Consider the following 21381-nt stretch of genomic DNA (forward strand, 5'->3'; position numbering starts at 1 on the left):
CGTTCTTTATCCAATTCTGGGGTTCGTATTTTGTCCGATATTTCATGATTTATCAAGGGAATTTGTGCAATCCGACAGGTATTGGATTTTCTTTATAAGCCTTCTAAAAAATTGAATATTTCCACATAGGCATTGGCTAGTTCTTCCTTTGTAGGACTATGCTTTCCGTTAGGGATAAACATCCTGGTATCTTTCCCCTTCCTCATCAGGGAAACAAACTGCTCGAAAGTCGCAGGTGGAATTTGGTCATCCAGGCCTCCATGCCAAAGAAAAACCGGGGGGTCATTATCATCAAAATAGGTTACAGGTTCGTAAACCGATAACACCTCTCTGCTAGCGTAGCCATCTGAGGGAAAGAGCGCATTACCGGCTTTACTAAATAGCTCGTATTCGTGATCTACAAATATTTTTTCTATAACATCTAAGTCATCTACAGGGCCAGAGACGTTTATAACTCCAATAATCTCAATCTCATCTTCCAGCTTATCAGGAAACATAGGGTTGTTTTGAGCTAATCCTACATTCGTGGCAATTTGTGCTCCCGCAGAAAAGCCTGTTACAATAATTTGAGAGAGATTTAAATTGTATTCACCATTATTAGATTTGAGAAAGTTGAGTGCATTGGTAAGGTCACTTGTCGCTAGTGGTATTCCTCTTTTTAATCTATAATTGAGGTTGACTACATGGAAGCCTTTTTTGAGGTATGGCTCAATATATCTTTCTTCCTGGCTTTTGTCACTTAAATAATAGGCTCCTCCATGAAGGAATACAATAGTAAAGCCTTTATTTCCATTGGCTTTTTCCTTTTCAGCAAGATAGATGTCCATCTTCTGTTCCATGTCTTCACCATAAGGTATGTCTTTAAATACCTCATATCCGGCTATTTGTTGTGCAAATAAAAGATTGCCCGGATTGAGATTGAACAACAATATTAGAATTACAAGTATTCGGTTCAATAAGTCTGATGATTTTTCCATTGTGCTATTTTTATATCCAATGCCTACTCTAACCGGTTTTTGGCTTTTCTAATTATAGATTTACTTGGTATCAGTGCGATTTTGATCGACAAATGCATGTAATAATTGCGCATAAATGAGTTGACCTTTTTTAAAGCTAGCAATTCTCATAAATTCATTATCGGCATGAAAATTCTCATCACTTCGCTGAAAGCCAATCGAGACCAAATCAGGCCCACCTGCATCAGGGATAAAAGATAGGGCTGGGACAGTTCCACCTATGTAGAGAATTTTTGGGGAAATTCCGAAGAAGTCAGTTAGCACTTTTTTTCCAATCTTATACCCCATATCATCTTCATTTAAGACAGTAGCGGCTGCCATTCCACTTGCTTTAAATTCTGCTTGGATTCCCCAGGGAATATTTCTTTCGATATGGCTTTTAATCAAGCTGTTAATTTTTTCCGGGTTCTGACCTGGCCCCAATCGTGTCATGATCCTGAACCAGGCTGTATGCGGTATAATAGAGGCTTTTCCGTCAGTATAACCTGATTTGAGACCAGTGATATCCATGGATCCACGAATCCATGTTCGTTCAGTATAGGTGTAGTCGGCTTCTCCAATCCATTGATCAATTTCAAATTTCTTCAATTCATCTGCTTCTTGGTTTTTGTCTACAGAAGCAGCGATTTCTATTTTTTCCCCCTCAGAGAATATTTTTAAATCATCATAAAATCCTTCAATGGCGACTGACCCATCATCATTATACATAGAAGCAATTACTCTGGAGGAAGCAACTGCAGCATTGGGTGCAACTCCTCCATAGATGCCTGAATGTAAATCAGTATTGGCGGAGGTTAAAGTGACTTCTATATCCGAAGCACCACGAAGGCCTTTCCATATCAAACCCTGCTCATCACTATACATGGCGGCATCTACATTGATGCCGAAATCTATATCTTTTAACCAATCTTTGTGATCGGCTAACCAGCCTGGTAAATGCGGGCTCCCGATTTCTTCTCCTCCATCCAAAAGGATTTTAATATTTACTGGAAGCTTCCCATCTATAGTCATTAAGGCTTCAAGAGTGCTTATTAAGGCTATGATAGGGCCTTTGTCATCAGTGGCTCCTCTACCATACAATCGACCATCTCTGATTTCCGCTTTGAAGGGATCATTCTGCCATTGCTCGCTATTGACAGGTTGCACATCAAAATGTCCATAAAAAAGGACAGTAGGCTGATCTATATGCTGATTGTAATCCGAAATGACTACCGGCAAGCCATAGGAGAAATTTATTTGGCTTTTTTCTAAGCCAATATTGATTAGTTTATTTTTAAGGAATTCTGCTGCTTCTATCAAATCATTTTGATGATCAGCTTGCATAGATAAAGAGGGGTATGAAATTAAAGCTATCAATTCATCAATATGCCTTTCATAATTCTGGTCAAAATAATTATTGTAGGCTATAATTTGATTATCAGTAGGTCTAGTGACTTTTAAAGAATCGCTTGTATTTTCCGCCTTCTGTTTGATTTGACTCAGACAGATTTGATTGTAGCCGGTAAAGACAATAATCAAATAGAAAAAATGGATTTTAGATTTTTTCATCATTGTATTAAATTGTGTTTTGCCTACTTTGATAGGTTTTCGGTTATCTCTTTTTACTATGAGTTTATTTTGTATTCGCCCATAGCCAATTTATCATTTTCCATTCCCCACTTATCTTTCCTAACTGAACATAGTCAAAGAAACTATATTTATTTTGGGTTATTTTTATAGTTGCGATATCTGATGCAATATCAAAGATTATAACATCCGCTTTAAAAGGTTCTTCTGGTTTTTCATCATTGGGCGTTAAAGTTTTTGTGTAAAACAGTAATTCTGAATACCCCATATTACTTAATCGATAATTCCCTTTGTCATCTTTTCTAATTACCCTTTTTGCCAATTCTGGATGTATTGCTTTTTCCATTCTCTCATAATTATTTGTCCATAGACCTTCAATATAGTTTAGAGCGGTTTCTTTGATTAATAAAGAATCACTCTTCGTCTGTCCAAACAGAGAGCTGGATGATACCAACATTATCACAACACATATAACATGAGATATTTTCATTATTTCCCTTATTTAATATTGCCTACTCTAGATAGTTTTCGGCTTTCCTGTTTTTTATCGAAATAATATTGTTTCTGCAAACCATCGCCAGCGAGCAGTTTCACTTGCGTTGTTGTTGATCAGGAAAACAATGGTATAAAGACCAATCACCACCAATACAGGTTTGAGCGAGAGTTGCTTGGACCATTGAAAAATTGCTAAGGCAACTAACAAGATCATGGCAAATAATTGGGAAGCATAAGTAAGGAAGAAGTTGGGCTCGAGTTCAAAGGAATTGGACCAAAACCCAATCAGTCGGTCTAAAGCGGGGTCAATGGAGGTAAAAATAGCCCCTATCATGTAGGTGGCATGTGGAAGGATTTTTTTGCGATGGACAATGGCAAGTACGTAACAGATGATGAGTAAAAGCAAAAACAGGATTCCGATGCTTTGTAAACTTGCTACTCTTTCAAGCACCTCCTGAGGAGAAAGCTGAAGTTCACCGGTTTCCACTCTGTCCTGTACACGTAGAAGCACTCTGTCATATCGTGCCTGAATTAGTGTATATCCGGAAATTACTATTAGAACTATCAACACATAACTTATTTTGCCTATCATTTTATGTGCGTGGATCTTCTTTTTTAAAATCAAATACGGCTGCACAATACTCATGATTACCCATAAGCACATAAAGAAGGCATGAATATGCTGTACAGTTGTTTTATTATCTGTCAACTTACTCCAATAACTTGGGTAAAAGCCAAAGAATATTAAAGGTATCAATAAGAATAACCATTTTTCGATATGTGGGAATAAGGTTCTATTCACTGATTTTTAATTTTTGCGCATGTTGATTTTCGAAGTTTTCATTTTCTTACTTTCAATTTACCTGACAATTAATTCCTGCTATTTAAGTCCCGGCAGCCTGCTTTTAATGTATTTGAACTGCCCGTTGTGGTTGGACTCATGTTCGCAGACATGGAACCATTTGCAATAGTTATTGGTAGGTCCCCATGGCCATTCTTCATCGACTGACATCAGCCATTCGTCGTCTCTTTTCTTAAATTCCTTTATGGTGTTTTCTCTCACTTCCTTCATAATATCCAGATAGTATTCAAGATTATTGCCCTTGATTGTTTTTCTGGCTTCCTCTCCAAGATTCATCGCCACATCAAACCGATCTAAATCTTGCTTACTAAAATCTCCCCATTCCTTCCCATCGAAAGTATGGACTTGATAAAAACGCTCTGTAGCAGCTAAGTGAAGCAGCATAGCCCCGATGGAATTGGAGTTTTCATCATGGATATAATCCAGCTGATCCACAGTCAGGCCCATGACAGGCATTAATATTACTCCCCGCATCCAAGTCATCATAGATAAGAGTGTACCGACTTGGGGAGCAAATCCATCGCGCGGACCGATGACATTGACACGTTCATCGGACTTAAAGGCAGTTGCAAGGATTGCGTTTGGAATCATTGACAGGCCTAATGTACCTGAACTCAGGACCATGGAAGATTTCATAAAATCTCTGCGGGTAGAAGGGTTGTTATTTTTCATTTTCTTAGGAGGAATAGTTATTCAAAGGATTGCTGACAGGCTTAAATGCTATTCCCAAATCCTTTATTGCCAAAACAGAACTATAGACGATTTCAGGGGTACCTGCAGGAGGTTGATTGTTGAGCATCAATGTCACATCCGATACCCTGTAACTTTCCCCTGACAAGAGATAGTTTTTTCCATGGATGTTTTTGGTTGTAGTCGCTTTGTAAATCGCTTCGGCAACATCTTCTACATCTACCAATGCCCATAAAACATCCACGTCATAGATCATTTGTATGAAGGGGTTGGGAGCAATTTTATTTTTAAACAGAAATTGTATTCCCGTAGAAGTGGAATCCTGTCTGTTTGATAAAGATTTGCCCATCACTCCCACCGGTGAAACGGATGTGATTTCAAAACTTAAATCAGAGTTGTCGGCGATGAATTTATTAACCGCCTGATTGGCTATAAACTTAGCTTGGGCATAGGGAATGCCTTCTTCGCTCATAAATGGCGCATCATTTTCAGTGATTTGCTCACCTTCTGCTTTTCCAGCAGGTAAAAATGGAAAGTTGGTGTTAAAAGCAGCTACGGAAGCAATGAACACGACTTTCTCAATCCCGGGAGTCTTAAGAACTGCTTCTAGAAAGTTTTCCGTTCCCTTGATGGTCGGGTCAAACAGCTCTTTCTGGAGGTCTTTCACATCCAATTGAAATGGTGTTCCTCCGTGGATCACTATGTTACAGTCTTTCAGAAAATCCAAAAGCTCCTCTTTGTTTTCCACATCCAATTGAGCGATTTCCAGATTCCCAGCATTTTTGAGGCTGAGCAAATGTTCATACTTTTCCTTTTTGGAAAGGTCTGTGGTAGATACTTTTACCTGGTATCCTTCATTTAAGAACTTTTGGGTGTTGTAGCTTCCAATAAAGCCTGAACCCCCGATGATACCTACTTTTTTCATGACTTCCTGGCTTAGTTTTATATTGGATAAAGTAGTAAAACCAATGTTTCAAAGTCCCAAGCTTTGGACAAACTGTACCAAAACATGTCCAAATGCAAGGGAATACTTTTCGGAGGAAGGATTGGCAGAAAAATGGTTCACTATAAAACTTCACTTTACCACTAGTTTATAATTATCGAATGCTAAAAAGCCGTGAGAAACTGACTATCTCGACAAATACAATTATGTTTGGAAGATGCGGGTTAGCCTCCAAACGCCACTTAAGTTCAAAATTTCTAGATGTTTTTTCAGCTGTTTATCCGCCTTCCTATTCTTCTTTTCTGAGACGTTAGATTCCTATGGCCAAAATCCAAATTTGGATAACAGCCAATTTTAGAAAGGGTTACTGGAGTTAAAATTCAAAGAAGCTTGGCACTATCAACTTGGATATAATTTGGAGTGGGCCACCCAAATTTTTAAGATTCTGATTGGCACAAAATTGACCCAAATGGCTTAATAGCATATCAAATGCCTGATAGCTTGTAGAAAGGGCTTGGGTGGCGGAGGGTTACTTTTACAGCAGATCCATATACATTAGAAGCAATTGACAGGATATATTTTTCTTCTTGGCAGCAGCAGAAAAGTATTTGGATGGAGTTATCATTCTTCCGCCAATGTAATTTCAACTCCATTAGTGAAAGACGATCACGTCTTTTTTTGGAAAAGTATAAGGAAATTCGAAGCATTGGATGCAGGAACTAGCCAAGTAAACTGGCCTTACCAAACTTCTGCAGGTATCTTTTACTCTACTACTGCAATGGATGGCTTAGTCATTTTCAGATATGGACATGGTAATATTTATGCTTTAAACACTGAAAATGGAGATTTAGAATGGAAAGTAACAACTGGAGCTGCCGTACTGGGATCACCTATCATTGAAGGTGATTCAGTACATATAGGAGGAAGCGATGGCAAATTCAGAGCTTTATCTGCATCGATTGGTGAAGTCAATTGGGAATTTGAAGGACTTCAGCGAGTGGTAGTAAGCAAGCCTCTGCTATCAGAGGGATTCGTAATTTTTGGGGCTTGGGACAAAAACCTCTATGCGCTTGATCAGAATACAGGGCTATTGAAATGGGCTTGGAATAACGGTTCCCCAAACCGAATCTACTCCACGGTCATGTACATTCCAGTGACAGACAACGGTATTGTATCCATTGTTGCTCCAGACCGCTATCCAACTGCACTTGATATTCATTCTGGCAAAGAATTATGGCGGAGCAATGAGGCAACTGTCCGAGAATCATTTGGTATTTCTTAAGACAAAAATTGGATCAATGGCAAAACCATGAATGATGAAATTGTGCCTTATGCCACCAGCAAGGAATACTTACCGATTGCTTGGAAAATGGACGCAGCCTTTTGCTATGAACATATACCATCCATGGTAACAGAGAAAAATGGTAATATATATTTTGGGGTTCTACCCTTAAGTTAGTGGAAAACATGGTTCTTGTTAGCCTTAAATATCAATGGAGAAAAGGCCAAGAGCATTTTAAGACTGAATATTAGGCTCCTTTAAGCGTTATTCAGCAAGGAGGTAGATTTTCTTACCGGACTTCCATTAAATTCGTGGTAGAACCACAATTATAAATACCACTTTTCCGAATACTGAATCTTCAGAAAATAATGTACCCCGTCTAGCTCGAGCCACGCCTGGCTGTGGTCAATTCGTCATTTTGACTGGGTGGGATTTGCTGCTCGTGCTCCCTGGCTCAAGTCTAAAGTCTTCCAGAGGAAGACTAATTAACGCCATGTCCTACCCTCCAATCCTTACCAATTTAAATTTGGTCCCCTTCCTCACCTCAACCCTCTTCCCGAATTCCTACTTATCCGATTGCGTCTAGGGCGCATCACTGCCATTGGTCTTTGGATTTGGCTAAATTAGTTTATTATGGATCAGCGTGAGTTCCTTTACTCGGGTCATATTGTGGCACAGATCAGAATTCCACCATCCAATTTCCTACTTTTCGCCTTTGTACTTTTTCAACCTTCTCAATAGCGAATGCCCCACATCCAAGCTTGCTTCCTTTCCATAGAAGTCTGGATAAACTCACTGACTAGTTCTTGATATTTAATACCCGAAACCTCCTTCCCTTTCATTTTTTTTGGCAGAGTAATGATTTCCTCCGGTTCCCCAAAAGTGATTTTCTCGGCCTCCACGATAAGCATGCCGTCGTTGATGTCGTAGGCCAAAATCAAACCCGGAAGCCCGAATTGCTCTTCAGGACCGACTGAAACTGGAATATCAGAGGCGAACCAAGCAGTGATCTTTTGGCCTTTAATGCTGTCTTCAGCCACGGCTTTCATACACATGTGTCCGAGAATATCTCGTATTTCGTTCATAACCCTCCATTTTGGACTATTTAGGCTGTCACGAACGATGTAAGTTTTACCCATTTGATCCATGTATTTAAGATAGGTCTGATCTTCTAAATTATTTTCAATAAAATAGTCTTGCACTTGCCAAGAGTAACTGCTTACCTCATAAGGTTCCCCGAAAGTGTAGATACTTTTTTCTGGCCAAAACTGGAGTTTCATCCGGGTACTATAACCTTCAGGGTTACTCCAAGTTAGTAGAATTCTATCCTTTTCCTGTTGAGTAATGTGGGGTAGGTTGGAATAGATTTTATCATAGAAAATGCGGTATCTGTATTCTACCTCACCAACTATATTTTGGGCTCTAAGTCCTGTGGAAATCAGAATTAGCGCAAGGATTATAAGATATTTTAATTTCATGGTTATTAAGGTTGGCTGCTAGTTTAAACTATCTTCTATTTTTCACTTCTACTCCCCGCATATTGTAGGTCACTCCAAGTAGGAAATATCTTGATAGCGTTTCAATCCTTCCTGTGGAAACGTAGTTTTGGCCTGCATACTGGCTGATGGTTTGATTTTGCTTAAAGATGTCGTAAGCGGATAGTCTGACTTCCCATTTTTTAGCCTTGCCGAGTAATTTATAGACAAATGCATTTAGGATAGGGACTTTCTGATCAAATCCAAAACTTTCGTTTTCGTATCGGTTGTAGTTGAATTTCACGTCTAAGTAAAAATCTTTGGGAAATTTTATGTTCATATTACTATAAGCACTCCAATTTATGATATCCTGGTTTTGGGAGGGGTTTTGTTCGTATTTGGTTTTGCTCAGACGAAACGATGACCCTGTATATAGGCTGAGCCATTCTAAAGGGGTCAAGTTTAAGTTTAGCCCAAAGTTATGGCTTAAAGTCTCGGTCTCTGTCTCTATGGAGTTGATGAGGGAAAGGCTTTTTGAATAGGATGGATTTGCAGATAAGAACGCGGTGGCCTTGGTTTTTACGATGGGAAAACCAAAACTTAAATAGGGGTAATAACGCTGTCCGCCTGAAACATTTCCTGCCTTGTAAGTCGTAACAAAGGTTTCGGGGTCTATGGTTTGATTTTGAACGACTTGATTCTGATAGAATGTTGAATTGAATGAAAACTGCAAACTTATAAATGTGGCAGGATCATACATACTATATCCTGTATTGAAAGAATGGGATACCTGGGGCTCCAGATCAGGATTTCCTTCACGTATATACAATGGATTTGATATGTCCTTGAATGGCTGCAAATCCGCGATATTTGGGGGAGTGACGGCCATTGCATAGCTTGCGTTGATACGCTTGTTGCCTTTCATTGTTTTAAAGTAAGACACATTAGGAGTGAGATTGAGATAACTCTTATCCACTCGGCCTAATATCTCACTATCTTCTACCACTGAAAACTGTCCATTCAACCGGTAATTGGAGGCGGCTAAACCCAAGCTTAAGTTAGAGCCTTTGTTAGCATATCGGATGCTGGAGCCAAACCTGTTGTAAGTAATTGTGTTGTCAAAAAATCGACTGAGGTCTGGATTTAGTTCTTGGGTGTCACTTGATTCCACATCGTATACTTGTCGGTTTGTTTCGCTCTTTGACTGGCTGAAATTGTAGAAAGTCTCCCAGAAAAATATTTTTTTGATAGGCTCAACAAAGAGTAAACTTGATTTGATTAGGTTAGAGCCATTCAGTGCCTGGTTTAATTGATCCAAGTTTCGGAAATAGGTATTTGGGTCTGTTGAGTTCATCAGATCTACCACGGATTTTTGTGTGCCCTCCTGGTCTGCCTTGCTCCAAGTGTCACTGATGCTGGCAGCAAAGTTTCGTCCGTTCTTTTTGAATTTATGCCTATAGAGTGCTGTTCCCTGAAAGGCTCCTGACCATCTATCCGATTGGTTGTCCCGATCCATTTGACTTTGCTCGGTGCTACTTCGAATCAGCTCCTGATGGCTGAACAATGATGTAGTGAGTGAACTTAGCCTTCCCTTTGCATTAATGGTGATGGTGTTGGCGCTGTCTAATTCGTTTTGAAAACGAAGGTTTACCCGATGGTGACCTGCCATGTTATTTTGTAAGCTTTGGTCAGTGGAAGTGAAGGAGGAATTGTCCTGTAAGAAGTTTGTCCTGCTGTTAAAGCTCTCTACCGTTTGATCACTGCGGCTATAGAAGTAGTTGCTACTGAAATCCTTCTTGTCCTTCAGGTAATTATAATTGATGCCAATGGCTTGGTTGTTGGAGTAGCCGGAGTTGAGGTTGTTGAAGGGGATTTCGAAGGATTCTCCATTATCCCCACCTGAAATCGAAATAATATTCATCCCACCGCTTCCATTAAAACCAAAGTCCCCAGTGTCTCCAAATTGGAAAGCACTGCTCCCTCTAAACTCCTGCAAGTCATCCCAGCTCAGACCTGATTGGTTGACATTATTGCCATATCCGATCACCGAAAATTGGTTTACTTTGTCAAATTTATTGAAAGAGGCATTTGTAGTCCATCTTCCGTCTGTACCCCCTGCCGCTGAAAGCTTGCCAAAACCTCCCTTTTTTGCTTCCTCCTTCAGTTCAACGTTTAACGTTTTTTCCTTCACTCCATCTTCCACACCTGTGAGCTTGGACTGTTCTGACTTGTCATCGTATAGCTGAAGCTTGCTTATTGACTCTGCATTCAGGTTTTGCGTGGCCATTTTGGTGTTTCCTCCAAAAAAACGCCTTCCATCTATTGTTACCTTTTGCACTTGTTGCCCTTGAGCAACTATATTTCCATCCTTGTCAATCTCTATCCCCGGTAGCTTGCGGAGCAATTCTTCCAGGGTTGCTCCAGGCGGTACTTTGAATTTACTAGCATCGTACTCTATTGTGTCTCCCCGCATAATCAAAGGTGCTTTGGCAGCCTTCACCACCACCTCGTAAAGTTCCTGTAAGATGGGCATCAACTGAATCTCTTCCACTTCCAAGTCCCCTGTTTCGGGCAGAACAAGTTCTTTTTGGACAGGAAGGTAGCCCATATAGGTGGCTTTGACGAGCAGCGGTTGCCTATCTACGTTTTTAAATTGGTACTCTCCTTCTTTATTAGTCAGCGTATATGCCACCAAAGCCGAGTCTTTTGGGCTAAGAAGTAACACTGAGGTGTAATCTAGCGGAGTATCAGTGGTGTCTTTCACCACACCCCGAATAGTAAGTTTGGATTGGGCATGGGAGGCAAAAGTGATGGCAGCCAGGAGAAGGCATGAAATGAGGAATTTCATTTTTTTCAGTTTTATATTTTTAACAATCATTTCCATGACTAAAAACTATCCCATTAATCCCTACCAATTCATCTTCATATGTTGAATTGGTAGTATGAGATGATAGGCTCAGCAATAATTGAATTGCTTTTCAATCCAGCTAAAAAAGTTGAAGAAGAGTGACTTTTACTGTATGCACGCTTTAACGACCTTCTTAAATAGTACTATTGAGCCTCAAATTTTACTTGTATATATCCCCTTCACTTCGCTATCCTTCGAATAGTTATCTTTTTAAACAAATCAAAAATTCCTTCAATCAAGTAGTGCCATGTAATAAAAAATCAGCAAATACTTAATTAGTATTCTAGTTTCTATTATTTTACTACTGCTAGTTTAGTGATAATTTAAATAATGGCAAGAAACTAATTTGTTAAATATTGTTATTAAGCTTAGTTGCTGTGAAAATATTTCAGGTAAAAAAGTAACAAATGACTCCTGTTAATAGGTGAATTTTTCTCTAGGGTGACCTGGTCTTACAGGAAAAATTGTAGTGTTGTAATGCCCGGCTAAAGTATCATAGCTCTCGCTCAGAACAGGCGAATATTTCCTGCCTTTGGTAACTGCTATACAGCAATTGTCTGGTATAATTACCCAGAGTCATCGCTAAAGAATTCCAGCACCCTCCTACGGCTTCCAATCCAATAAAGGTTGAAATTTCAAATGCGGGAAAATGTGAAGGAAATGCGGTGTTTTCTAGTCTGCCAGCAGAATTAGCTTATAAGCTAAAGAAAATAGAGGCTAACAACCAAAGCTATCGTCAGAGTGGTCAATCCCGATATTCGGGAGAGGCAATGCGCTGGAATATCCTCCATTTGTTAGATATTGGATTTGTTATAAAGAATTATCACTCAACTCAGTTGTTGAGAGTTGACATTGCTCCCAAACACCCATTTTTAATCCGTAATAGGATCCCATCAGTGTATATAGCGAAATTTCTCGCAGTTATAAGGAATTCTTATCTGACAATTCTTTTGTTGATATTTTTCAATTACTTCATCAAACAGAATATTGCATAATCGATTCTTGGGATTAAAATAGGGAGGTGGGTAGTGCGTAATTCTATGGCATAATCTATCCGATGGATCCCATTTTCAATCATAGTGCTTTTTGTAGAATAATCCCAAAAAAGAAGTGGCGGATCAATAGGTAAATCAACCGTCCACCTGTCTTTAATATTCTCAATTTTATCTTTGCTCAGATATGGATTAAACAAACCTTCAGAATTAAACAGTCTATTATAGGAGCTGTGTAGCAGCTTAATTATTTTTCCCACGGGATAATCAAGAATCAGCTGATATCTTTGATGATCTTCTACGCTCCATACCTCATCATAGGGCTTGAACAATTTCGGGTTTAGAGTTTCCCATACAGGTTTCATTAATCTTTTTTTTAGTTACCAATCCATCTACTTGTCAACAATCTTTAGTTGAAGGTCAAAACCTGACTGACGTAGTTTTTCTATCATTCCAAAGAAAATATCGTTTACACCATCAGTGATCAAATTATTTTCATCTGCAAAACCTTTAGGTATGATTTGGTACATCTTCTTTAATTTGCTGGGATTGTAGTCTGTCTGTAAGTATTTTAGAAACTTACCATAGACAGAATCAAGGTCGGAATACACATTCTCTAAATCATTGTATGCTTCCCGAAATTCCCTTTCTCCGGAATCCTCCAAGTCAGTCCTTATACTGTTTCTCAAATCAAGCATTGTACTGACCAGTTGTTGGCGCTTAAGCGTATGCTGAATTACCAAAAGCTTCCCCTCATTGGAAATATCATCCTTGCCTTCATTACCAAAGTCGAGATCCGGTATTTTATACATTTCGTGGGAAAGCGGATAGAGTTTTAAAAGGTTGGCCATTGCAGAGTATAGATGATCACCCTTCATCTTAAGATGGGTTTTCCTTTGTTTATGATACAGAAAATAAACTAGAAGAAAAACTATCAAGCAAATCAATACAAACTGAATAATCTCTAGATATGTGCTCATCGGTATTAGCTTTAAAAATATAAACTGAAAGAAGTGGTTTGAAATGCGCCTATTGAGATTTGGATGCAGTGAAATTCAATACCAATAAAAAACCCAACAGAACAATAAAAACCTAAATTACTTTACATCATTAATTAAAGAGAAATAAATTAAAGGAACAAATGAAAACTACTATTTTAACCCAAAGCCGAATTATACTTTTAATTCAAAACTTTCCATTCTCCGGCTTTTGTAGATCCAACACGCATTATTTTCTTCTCCTTTTTCAGTTTGCTTATCTGATATTCAACGCCTCTCCTTGTCAGTCCTTTCCTTTCTTGTAACTCTATAGATGTTATCTTAGGGTTTGATTTCATAGCATTCAGTATTATCTCCACAGTTTCTTCCACAGTCCTATGGAGAACTACTGAAAACATCCCTTAAGTCTTAAATACAGGTTCAGGAAGATTGGCTTTTTTCATCAAATCCCTAATCCGGTCAATCCCGGAGCCCACCTGTTCCACCATATGAATACGGAGAAACAAACCAAAAATCAAGGGATTTCTGCTGTGGCTTTTGGTACCAAAACCAACTAAAGAAATAGCACTGCTCAATCCACCCGGATCACTGACCTCCACACGGTCTTTAAAAAGCTCAACGGTTATTTTCGCCTCCTTGTCGTAATAGTCTCGGTGTGAGATTGCATTAAGGATAGCTTCTTTCAGAGCCGTTTCGGGAATCTCCCAAATTTCCTTTCTTGGCCCTACTCCTTCAATTTCACACCTAATATAAAGCTCAATTTATTTAGTGTCTTTTTTATTTAAACTCAATCTCTTTCGGGATTTTAAGCTGCTTAACTCTATCTATATCTCCTTCGTAGACTAAGTAGACTCAATCTTCAAAACTCTTTTTTTGCTAAATTGGACGAAATAACAATTGTTCAACCTATTGCATTAAAAATTTATGAAAAATCCCCTATTAAAAATTTTTGGTATTGTCGCTGGAATGATGATTACTTATACTGCCCACTCCCAGTCTAATTTCAGCAGTAATTTAATAGGCTCGGGTGTGGTGGTATCTGACCTAGATCGTTCCTTAGATTTCTACATGGATGGAATCGGTATGGTCAAGGCATATAACTTCACCATCAACGAAGAGTTTTCCAAACGTTCGGGCCTTTCAAATGGTGTGGCCGTCGAGGTAAGTGTCCTGAAATTAGAGAATAGCCCAAATGCAAATGAATGGAAGCTAATGAGCTTTGGCAATGAACAAACTGAAACTAAACCGGAATATATCCAAGATGGAACGGGCGTTCAGTACATCACCATCAATGTAAAAGCGCTAAACCCCGTGATCAAACGATTAAAAGAAAAAGGGGTGAAATTATTGGGAAGTACACCAACGCCATTAAATGAAAATTTACATTTTGTTTTGGTACAGGATCCAGATGGTATCTTTATTGAATTGATAGGGCCATTGGAATAAAGTCACAACTATAACCATATAGTCATTATTAGTGGCTCAAGTGATGTGCAAATCCTTTACAATATAGGAAAAAGGGCCTTATAGACCGCAGCGTTACCGCCATTGTTATCCTTACATCAACAATAAAAAAATCAGGATTTACCAATTCCTGATGGTGTGATTTAAGTAGGCTGCCTACAAAAGCTGGTTCTTTTTCATAAAAGTTAGGGAAAGGAGATCATCGCCTATTAAAATCCATTTGTCTTCTGATGGAACAGGATTTGGATAAAGATGCTGAGATGATCCTGAGAATACTGTTAGAAAAAGGAGTCAAGCTGAAATCTGTGAGGGAATAGTGCTTAATACAAGTTTGATGGGTGTTTTCCGCCTCAGAGAAATATGGTTTAAGGTAAACTGGGGAGGACAACTTGGGGAGTATTTTACATATTTGCAGCAGAGAAGTAGAGACGCATGAGAAAATTAACCGTCCATTTTATAGAAAAGGACAAAAAAAGCAAGGAAGCTATCAAGATCCTGAAGATCGGGGGAGTAAACAATACCGGTCAGCGATGGGCGATCAGCACCAAAGAAGCCATAGAAGGAATCCGGTCCGGGCAGTGGGAGCTGTTTATTTTGGCCAACAACAATGAAATCCCGGTGCGGATCAGGCAAGAAGAAAATCAACCCCCGGTATTGATCGCCCAGGGAGACGGATACCTCCATAACCTGTTGGAAGACCTGCCAGAAATTAATTCAGAGGAAATTCTTTAATCTGATTATCCTAAATAATGCCAATAGCCGTATTTTCTTGCTGAACCGCAGGGAAGACAGAAAACGGAAGAAGCCTAGTGCCGCAAGTGATGTCCGAATGGATACACTTTAACATCAATTGGATTTAGTTACTATAGCTACTTTACACTTAGCCAATAATCCTCAATTTACCCTCCGTATGTTCCAAAAAGGCATTGCTTTGTTCCAACAATGCCTGCATTTTGTCCATGTCCTCGCTTACTATTGTGGCGCTGAATTCATGGGTACGGGTAAGCATTCTAATGTATGGTTTAGGATCACTTTGCCTGGTTAATTTTCTTAAGGATCCCAAATAATCCTCCCTATACACAGTAGGTACTATTATTTTGGATTGCATCGCTTTTGTCAGCTCAGCATTCATCATTACCCTGGCCACACGGCCGTTTCCATCCAAAAACGGATGAATCTCGCTTACAACGAACATAATATAGGCTGCTTTCGCAAATGGGTGCTTGAGTGCTTGGTAAAATTCAAAACTTTTAATAAGTGTTCCCCTCACAAGTGAAGCATCAACAAATTCAGTTTGACCTGCATAATTATTTATATGTTTAAAATTTCCGGGATTCTTATCTACCCTAGCTGACAACAATAGCTGGTGTCTGTAACTCAATATGGTAAGCAATTCTTCCGGAGAGTTGGGGGTTGTACTCATTTCACTCTTATTTGAGACAATCTTATAGGTGCCCAAAACGTCATGCGAATCTTCATTTCTCTTTACCAGTGGTTGTTGGGTCTGGATAATCTGCTTTGCCTCCGCCACTTCAAACACGGTACCCTCGATGTAATTAGAAAAATAACTTTCAAAAAATGCAAAACTCCGGTAAGACTTGTTACTTACGTTTTGCTCTTCCCTGAATTTGAATTCCTGTTGAGTCAATTCCTGAAACAGCATTTCGAATAAACTAATCCTGGCAGGATCATAAGGATTACCAAATGCCCGTGCGGCAGCTATTGGAGATTTTATTATAGTAGATGGATGCGTGGTGAGTAGTGCACTGATTATCTTGTTCAGTTTATCAAACTCGGGTTCCATATTTAATTCCTTGGCTATGATACTAGCCCGGTCTCTTACTTTATTCAGCTCCTGTTCTCCGTTTACTCTTATAATTTGTTCCAGACGATCTTCGATTTCAGGAAATGTTAGCGTTTTTGAATCTGGACCCGGCTTTCTTGAGACTTGCAGGTTCTCCAAAAATGCCCGTTCGCGTTGGGAAGCATATAACTCCCCAGATAATGGGTTATCTCCTTCTATTGGCCCATTGCCTTTCAAAAAGTGGATCATTATGCCCGGAAGTTCAATTTTTCTGGTGTATTTATATGTCAGGAATATCTGATCGGCTTTCGTAGGTTTAAATTCCAGCGCAGAACGATGGCTTAACACCGCTCCTGGATATAATTTTCCAAGAACAGAAAACAGGTTTCTTCTTATGATAGCTGCCGGACTATCGTCGAAATTAGCCGAATATAGTCTAGGCGCTATCTTTCGAATTGCTCCTTCTTTTTCCAGTTTTGAAACATACCTGGAGATAGTTGGGTCAGAGGAACTATATATAATTTCCTGTAAGTGGATTGGTATATTTTTTTCCATTATAAAGCAGATTCAAGATCAATATGACAAATAATTTCTATTTTGAATGATATTTCTACAAATATTTTCTATGATAGTGGAAGTCATTTTTCGCAAATATTTTCCATTACAAGTGCTCTGAAAATCGAAAAAGATAAATATTTTCTATTATAAGCCTCAGTATTGACAATATTTTCTATTAAAAAATAATTTACAGAATTGAATTTTACGTCCTAAAGGCTTCCATAGTACACACTTCAGCAGGTACATCAAATGTTCAATTTCTTCATTTTTAAATGCTGAGTTTAGACAGACCAAAACCTGTTTAGCATTCAGCCATAACCAAAAAAGGGGATCTCTCCCCTAGTTCTAAAACGGAGGTTCCATCAGGATGTAATCCACCGCTTTTTGTGCTTTGCTCGCAGCCTCTATCAGTAAGTGCTTGTCGTTGCGAAGTTCGTTTAGCCAGTTTTGAATGTAAGCTGCAGAGTTCTCCAGCAGATTCTCATCCAATATCCCGGTGAGGTTGTTCAGGTACCCCGCTCCCATCTCGGCGATCAACTCCTCGCGACTGTAAAATTCTGACGCAAATTGCTGAGGTTCTGAAACTCCTATCCTGTTTAATCTGGAAGGGTGCCCTGTGCTGTGGACGAGCTCATGGTACAATACCGCAAAATATTGCTCAGCGGATGCAAAGAGTTTTTTCTCCGGCATGGTAATCTGATCCAAGTCTGCCCGGTAGTAGGCTGAGGAACCGGAATGTATCAACTCAGGTGCCCGCAGCATTTCCTCATAGATCTTCCTGCATTGTTCATTATCAGGCACTGGCTCTTCTTTGCTGATTTCTGGAAACTCCCAGTCTATTCCCTCAATCTGTTCTATGGGAAACACCTTGAACTCCTTGAGAAAACCGGATTTACTCACCAGTTTGAGATCATATTCTCCTATTCTATCTTCTGGTATAACTTTCCCAGTCTTCTTGTCCCGAAAGGCAAAGTTCCAGTAGCAGATCGGCAGTGCCTTTGCACCTTTCTTGATCTTACCTCCCAGTGAGTTGGCCTGTTTAAAAGTCAGGTAGTAGGGATACTGATGGTTACAGGATAATAGCAGCCAGAGGTTGATCCCTTTGTAAGGTTTCTTAGTCAGGTAATTTGCTGGCATTCCCATCTCATGCCAAGGCTGTCTCCAGGGAATAACTCCCTGCTCCAGTTTCTCAATAATCAGGTCGGTAAACTTCTGATAGATATCCGATGAGCCTTTTACTGGTGGTGTCCACTTGTTTCTTCCAAGGTCATTTCCATCTTTTCTCTTAACCGATGGTTTTGCTGATGATTTTGCTAGTGTCTTCATAGTCTTTTGTGTTTTGGTTTAACAAATACTTATGAAGCTGCACCAGCCTGAGACCGGCACTAAGTGCAAGAGGAATCGGAATAAATCAGCAAAGGCAGGAGTGCGGGCTTTATGCCGAAGTCTCTTGCCTCGTGTGACGGTATCAGGCTAAATTGGCGGAAGAAGGAATGGAAAAAATAAAACATTTTGAATTAAAGAAGCGATCATATTAAAGGCCTAATTTTCTTTGACTCAAAGGCTGGAAAAATAACGCGGGTCCGAATTAGTGAGAGATTGAAGCAGCAAAAAAGATCTTGGAAATCGCAATGACACGGGTCAACCAACTCAAATATGATGTGGGTTTTGCTTACCTAAAAGCATTCATACAGGTTTTCAAAAAAATCACGCTAAGTGCGTCAACGTATTTAAGTCCAAAACCAAACCCAACTAGGAACGGATCAATAAGTTGTTTCAAAAAGTATGGAGGTATTCACCATGCACCCATTCGCACATCCCACTCGCACTTAAGGGACAAGTTCTTTTTTGAACTTTTAATCCTCATCATTCCTATTTCCATTGCTACTCACTCTTCAAACTGTTCACCGGATTCATCAGTGCTGCTTTGATGGATTGGAAACTGATCGTAATAAGAGCCATAAACCAGACTAGAACCACGGGTAACGCTAGAAGCCACCAATGGAACTCCATCTGATAAGCAAAATTTTCAAGCCATTTTTTCATAAAAAACCATACTACCGGGAGTATGACTATACTGGCTATACCTATTAGCCCGATAAATTCCCGGGAAAGCAGAGACATGATGGTAAACACTGAGGCTCCCAAAACTTTCCTTATCCCTATTTCTTTTGTGCGCTGCAATGTCATGTAAGAAGATAGCCCAAATAAGCCCAGGCACGCGATCAGGATAGCCAAACCAGCAAACAGGCTAAACACTTTTGCGAATTGCTTGTCAGATTTATACTGGTTATCAAAATAGGTATCAAGAAAAAAGTAATCAAAGGGACTTCCCCGAAAAGCTTCACTCCAATTAGCTTGGATTTGTTCTAATGCAAAGGGGTAGTCAGCTGAAGTGATTTTCAATGAATAATATTCCCCTGCCCAAGGAGCGTTCAGGTATTCTTTCAGTGCAAAAACCATAGGACCTACTTCATTATGCAGAGATTGCTGGTTAAAATCGCTGATCACACCCAAGATTTCCTTTTCATGTTGATCATTATCAGATTCATCCCAAATGATTGTTTGACCGACTGCACCTTCTGGACTGTTGAATCCTAGTTGGCGGATGGCTGTTTCGTTGAAAATCACCGCTCCTCTATCAGAGGTGATTTCTGGGGAAAAGTTACGTCCAGCAAGAAATGTTCTGCCATATAATTCGAAAAAATCTTCATCAACAGCGACTATTTTCACTCCCTTCCTGAATTCTGGGTTTGCGGGTGGATAAAAAGACCTTCCCCAGCTAAGTTGTTGTCCCGGAATATTGGAAGAGACACTTACAGATTCAACCTCAGGTAGCATTTGCACTTCATTTTTGAAAAATGTAAGCTGGCTCTGATAGGTAGAATCTTTAATCCCAGGTCCTTTAAGGATAAGCGTTTGCCCCAAATCCAAACCCATGTCCTGATGTTGCATAAAGTCAAGCTGCTTACGTACACCAAATGTTCCGGCAATCAGGGCAATCGATGCAGCAAACTGGAACACAACAAGTGCTTTCCTGAGCTGTACACCCTTGGTTTTTTTTAAATTCCCCTTGATCAACTGCACCGGCTGAAATGACAGTGCTATCGCAGGGTACAATCCCGAAATAAGGATACCGAATAAAAACAAGCCCATGATGCCAAGCCCCATTTCTAAATCAAACCCCTTTGCAAAATGCCCCTGTGTGAGGTCATGAAAGGGGGTCATCAGCAGATTTGAAATTAGCAGGGCCATCAGTGCGGCAACCAAGTTAATCAAACATGATTCCGTCAAAAACTGGACGATCAACTGTCCCCTATTTGATCCCACTACTTTCCGTATTCCAATTTCTTTTGCCCGCTCAATAGCTTTCGCAGTGGTCAGGTTTAGGTAATTGATCCAGGCAATAACGAGGATAAAAAAAGCAATAAGTATAAGAAAAGTTACGGTACGCCGGCTGCCATTTACTTCCGCCTCCGCTTCCAGATTTGAGTCCAAATGGATTCCTTGGATGGGTTGCAATTCAAACTCCTCGTAATAACCATCTTTACGCCATTCAGCTAGTGTCTCCCCTCTGTATTTTTCCAGTACCCCATGAATTTTTTGCTTTACTATCGCCACATCGCTACCTGGCAAAATCTCGATGTAATTGTAGAAGTTCCCCCAATCCCAATCTTCATTAAGATTCCAAGGCAAGGAAATGAAGGAGATAAGAAAATCTGATTGCAGGTGGGAATTATTAGGAATATCTTCAAAAACCCCGCTGATAAGCAACTGTGTCTGACCTCTATCTCCCATATAAAAATTTAGAGACTCTCCTACTGCATCTCCGTCGGGAAAATATTTTTTTGACATCGATTCAGATAAGACTACACTACCAGGTTGGGTAAGTGCCGTCTGGATATCCCCCCGCAACACCTTATAAGAAAACATGGAGAGGAATGAAGAATCCGCATAATAGATTTTTTCTTCATGAAAACTCCGATCACCTACTTGAAAAACGGGATCTGACATCAATGGAGCAGTGTGCACGATACGGGCTCCATGAATCACCTCTGAAATATCCCTTTGAAAGGCAGGTGCCAGCGCAGGAACAGTCTGGGCCCGTTTCCCCACTAGTTCCCCGTTCATATATGCATTACTCGAGACACGATAAATCGTGGGCTTTCGGAAGTCATCGTAGCTCAGTTCAAAATCCACGTACCTAAAAATCAGTAGGCAGGCAGCCATGCCGACTGCCAATCCCATAATATTTATCAGCGAAAACACTTTGTTCCGCCAAAGATTCCTATGTGCGATTTTGAGATAATGGTAAAACATGATACTAG

Annotated in this window: 18 protein-coding genes; 3 read left to right on the forward strand and 15 right to left on the reverse strand. The window is 39.7% G+C overall.

The features are described from left to right. Nucleotides 1-92 precede the first annotated feature (92 nt). The 6 genes from LV83_RS16420 to LV83_RS16445 all read right to left on the reverse strand — a co-directional run bounded on the left by LV83_RS16420 (nt 93) and on the right by LV83_RS16445 (nt 5554). The gene (locus LV83_RS16420; RefSeq protein ID WP_111612649.1) at nt 93-977 is read right to left on the reverse strand and encodes an alpha/beta hydrolase; all 885 of its coding nucleotides are present in this window, start codon (nt 975-977) and stop codon (nt 93-95) included. 60 nt (nt 978-1037) lie between these two features. Further along, the gene (locus LV83_RS16425) at nt 1038-2567 is read right to left on the reverse strand and encodes a M20/M25/M40 family metallo-hydrolase (RefSeq protein WP_111612650.1); all 1530 of its coding nucleotides are present in this window, start codon (nt 2565-2567) and stop codon (nt 1038-1040) included. Nucleotides 2568-2628: 61 nt separating this feature from the next. Then, on the reverse strand, nt 2629-3072 hold the full coding sequence (locus LV83_RS16430; protein WP_111612651.1) for a nuclear transport factor 2 family protein: 444 nt from the start codon (nt 3070-3072) through the stop codon (nt 2629-2631). Nucleotides 3073-3126: 54 nt separating this feature from the next. Next, nucleotides 3127-3879 carry a hypothetical protein gene (locus LV83_RS16435; protein ID WP_146613742.1) on the reverse strand — a complete coding sequence of 251 codons (753 nt, stop codon included), beginning with the start codon at nt 3877-3879 and terminating at the stop codon, nt 3127-3129. A gap of 78 nt (nt 3880-3957) precedes the next feature. Beyond that, the gene (locus tag LV83_RS16440; protein ID WP_111612653.1) at nt 3958-4611 is read right to left on the reverse strand and encodes a DinB family protein; all 654 of its coding nucleotides are present in this window, start codon (nt 4609-4611) and stop codon (nt 3958-3960) included. Nucleotides 4612-4615: 4 nt separating this feature from the next. Then, on the reverse strand, nt 4616-5554 hold the full coding sequence (locus tag LV83_RS16445) for an NAD-dependent epimerase/dehydratase family protein (protein ID WP_111612654.1): 939 nt from the start codon (nt 5552-5554) through the stop codon (nt 4616-4618). A gap of 583 nt (nt 5555-6137) precedes the next feature. Between LV83_RS16445 and LV83_RS16455 the strand changes: the two genes are divergently transcribed. Beyond that, nucleotides 6138-6854 (forward strand): outer membrane protein assembly factor BamB family protein, encoded by a 717-nt coding sequence (locus LV83_RS16455; protein WP_111612656.1) that lies wholly within the window; start codon nt 6138-6140, stop codon nt 6852-6854. A 734-nt stretch (nt 6855-7588) separates the two neighbouring features. Here the strand turns inward: LV83_RS16455 and LV83_RS16460 are convergent. From LV83_RS16460 to LV83_RS21810, 6 genes are all read right to left on the reverse strand, one after another. Continuing rightward, entirely contained in the window at nt 7589-8332 is a 744-nt protein-coding gene (locus tag LV83_RS16460; RefSeq protein ID WP_111612657.1) for a GLPGLI family protein, read from the reverse strand. A 28-nt stretch (nt 8333-8360) separates the two neighbouring features. Continuing rightward, entirely contained in the window at nt 8361-11177 is a 2817-nt protein-coding gene (locus LV83_RS16465; RefSeq protein WP_111612697.1) for an outer membrane beta-barrel family protein, read from the reverse strand. 1027 nt (nt 11178-12204) lie between these two features. Beyond that, nucleotides 12205-12594, reverse strand: coding sequence for a hypothetical protein (locus LV83_RS16470; protein WP_111612658.1), 390 nt, complete (start codon nt 12592-12594; stop codon nt 12205-12207). A gap of 27 nt (nt 12595-12621) precedes the next feature. Beyond that, a complete protein-coding gene (locus LV83_RS16475; protein WP_111612659.1) occupies nt 12622-13107 on the reverse strand; it encodes a hypothetical protein in 486 nt (161 codons plus the stop codon). Between the two features lie 302 nt (nt 13108-13409). Further along, on the reverse strand, nt 13410-13625 hold the full coding sequence (locus tag LV83_RS16480) for a winged helix-turn-helix transcriptional regulator (RefSeq protein WP_111612660.1): 216 nt from the start codon (nt 13623-13625) through the stop codon (nt 13410-13412). 3 nt (nt 13626-13628) lie between these two features. Next, nucleotides 13629-13988, reverse strand: coding sequence for an ATP-binding protein (locus LV83_RS21810; RefSeq protein ID WP_111612661.1), 360 nt, complete (start codon nt 13986-13988; stop codon nt 13629-13631). Nucleotides 13989-14151: 163 nt separating this feature from the next. Between LV83_RS21810 and LV83_RS16490 the strand changes: the two genes are divergently transcribed. Continuing rightward, on the forward strand, nt 14152-14673 hold the full coding sequence (locus LV83_RS16490; protein WP_111612662.1) for a VOC family protein: 522 nt from the start codon (nt 14152-14154) through the stop codon (nt 14671-14673). A 450-nt stretch (nt 14674-15123) separates the two neighbouring features. Further along, on the forward strand, nt 15124-15423 hold the full coding sequence (locus LV83_RS16495; RefSeq protein ID WP_111612663.1) for a DUF3892 domain-containing protein: 300 nt from the start codon (nt 15124-15126) through the stop codon (nt 15421-15423). 148 nt (nt 15424-15571) lie between these two features. On the opposite strand, the gene LV83_RS16500 is transcribed toward LV83_RS16495, so the two are convergent. The 3 genes from LV83_RS16500 to LV83_RS16510 all read right to left on the reverse strand — a co-directional run bounded on the left by LV83_RS16500 (nt 15572) and on the right by LV83_RS16510 (nt 21373). Next, nucleotides 15572-17050 carry a Fic family protein gene (locus LV83_RS16500; RefSeq protein WP_111612664.1) on the reverse strand — a complete coding sequence of 493 codons (1479 nt, stop codon included), beginning with the start codon at nt 17048-17050 and terminating at the stop codon, nt 15572-15574. A 348-nt stretch (nt 17051-17398) separates the two neighbouring features. Next, on the reverse strand, nt 17399-18379 hold the full coding sequence (locus LV83_RS16505) for an ArdC family protein (protein WP_111612665.1): 981 nt from the start codon (nt 18377-18379) through the stop codon (nt 17399-17401). 558 nt (nt 18380-18937) lie between these two features. Continuing rightward, complete coding sequence (locus LV83_RS16510) at nt 18938-21373, reverse strand: ABC transporter permease (RefSeq protein ID WP_111612666.1); 2436 nt, start codon at nt 21371-21373, stop codon at nt 18938-18940. Nucleotides 21374-21381: the final 8 nt, after the last annotated feature.

The organism is Algoriphagus yeomjeoni, from assembly GCF_003259505.1.
Taxonomy (GTDB): Bacteria; Bacteroidota; Bacteroidia; order Cytophagales; family Cyclobacteriaceae; genus Algoriphagus; species Algoriphagus yeomjeoni.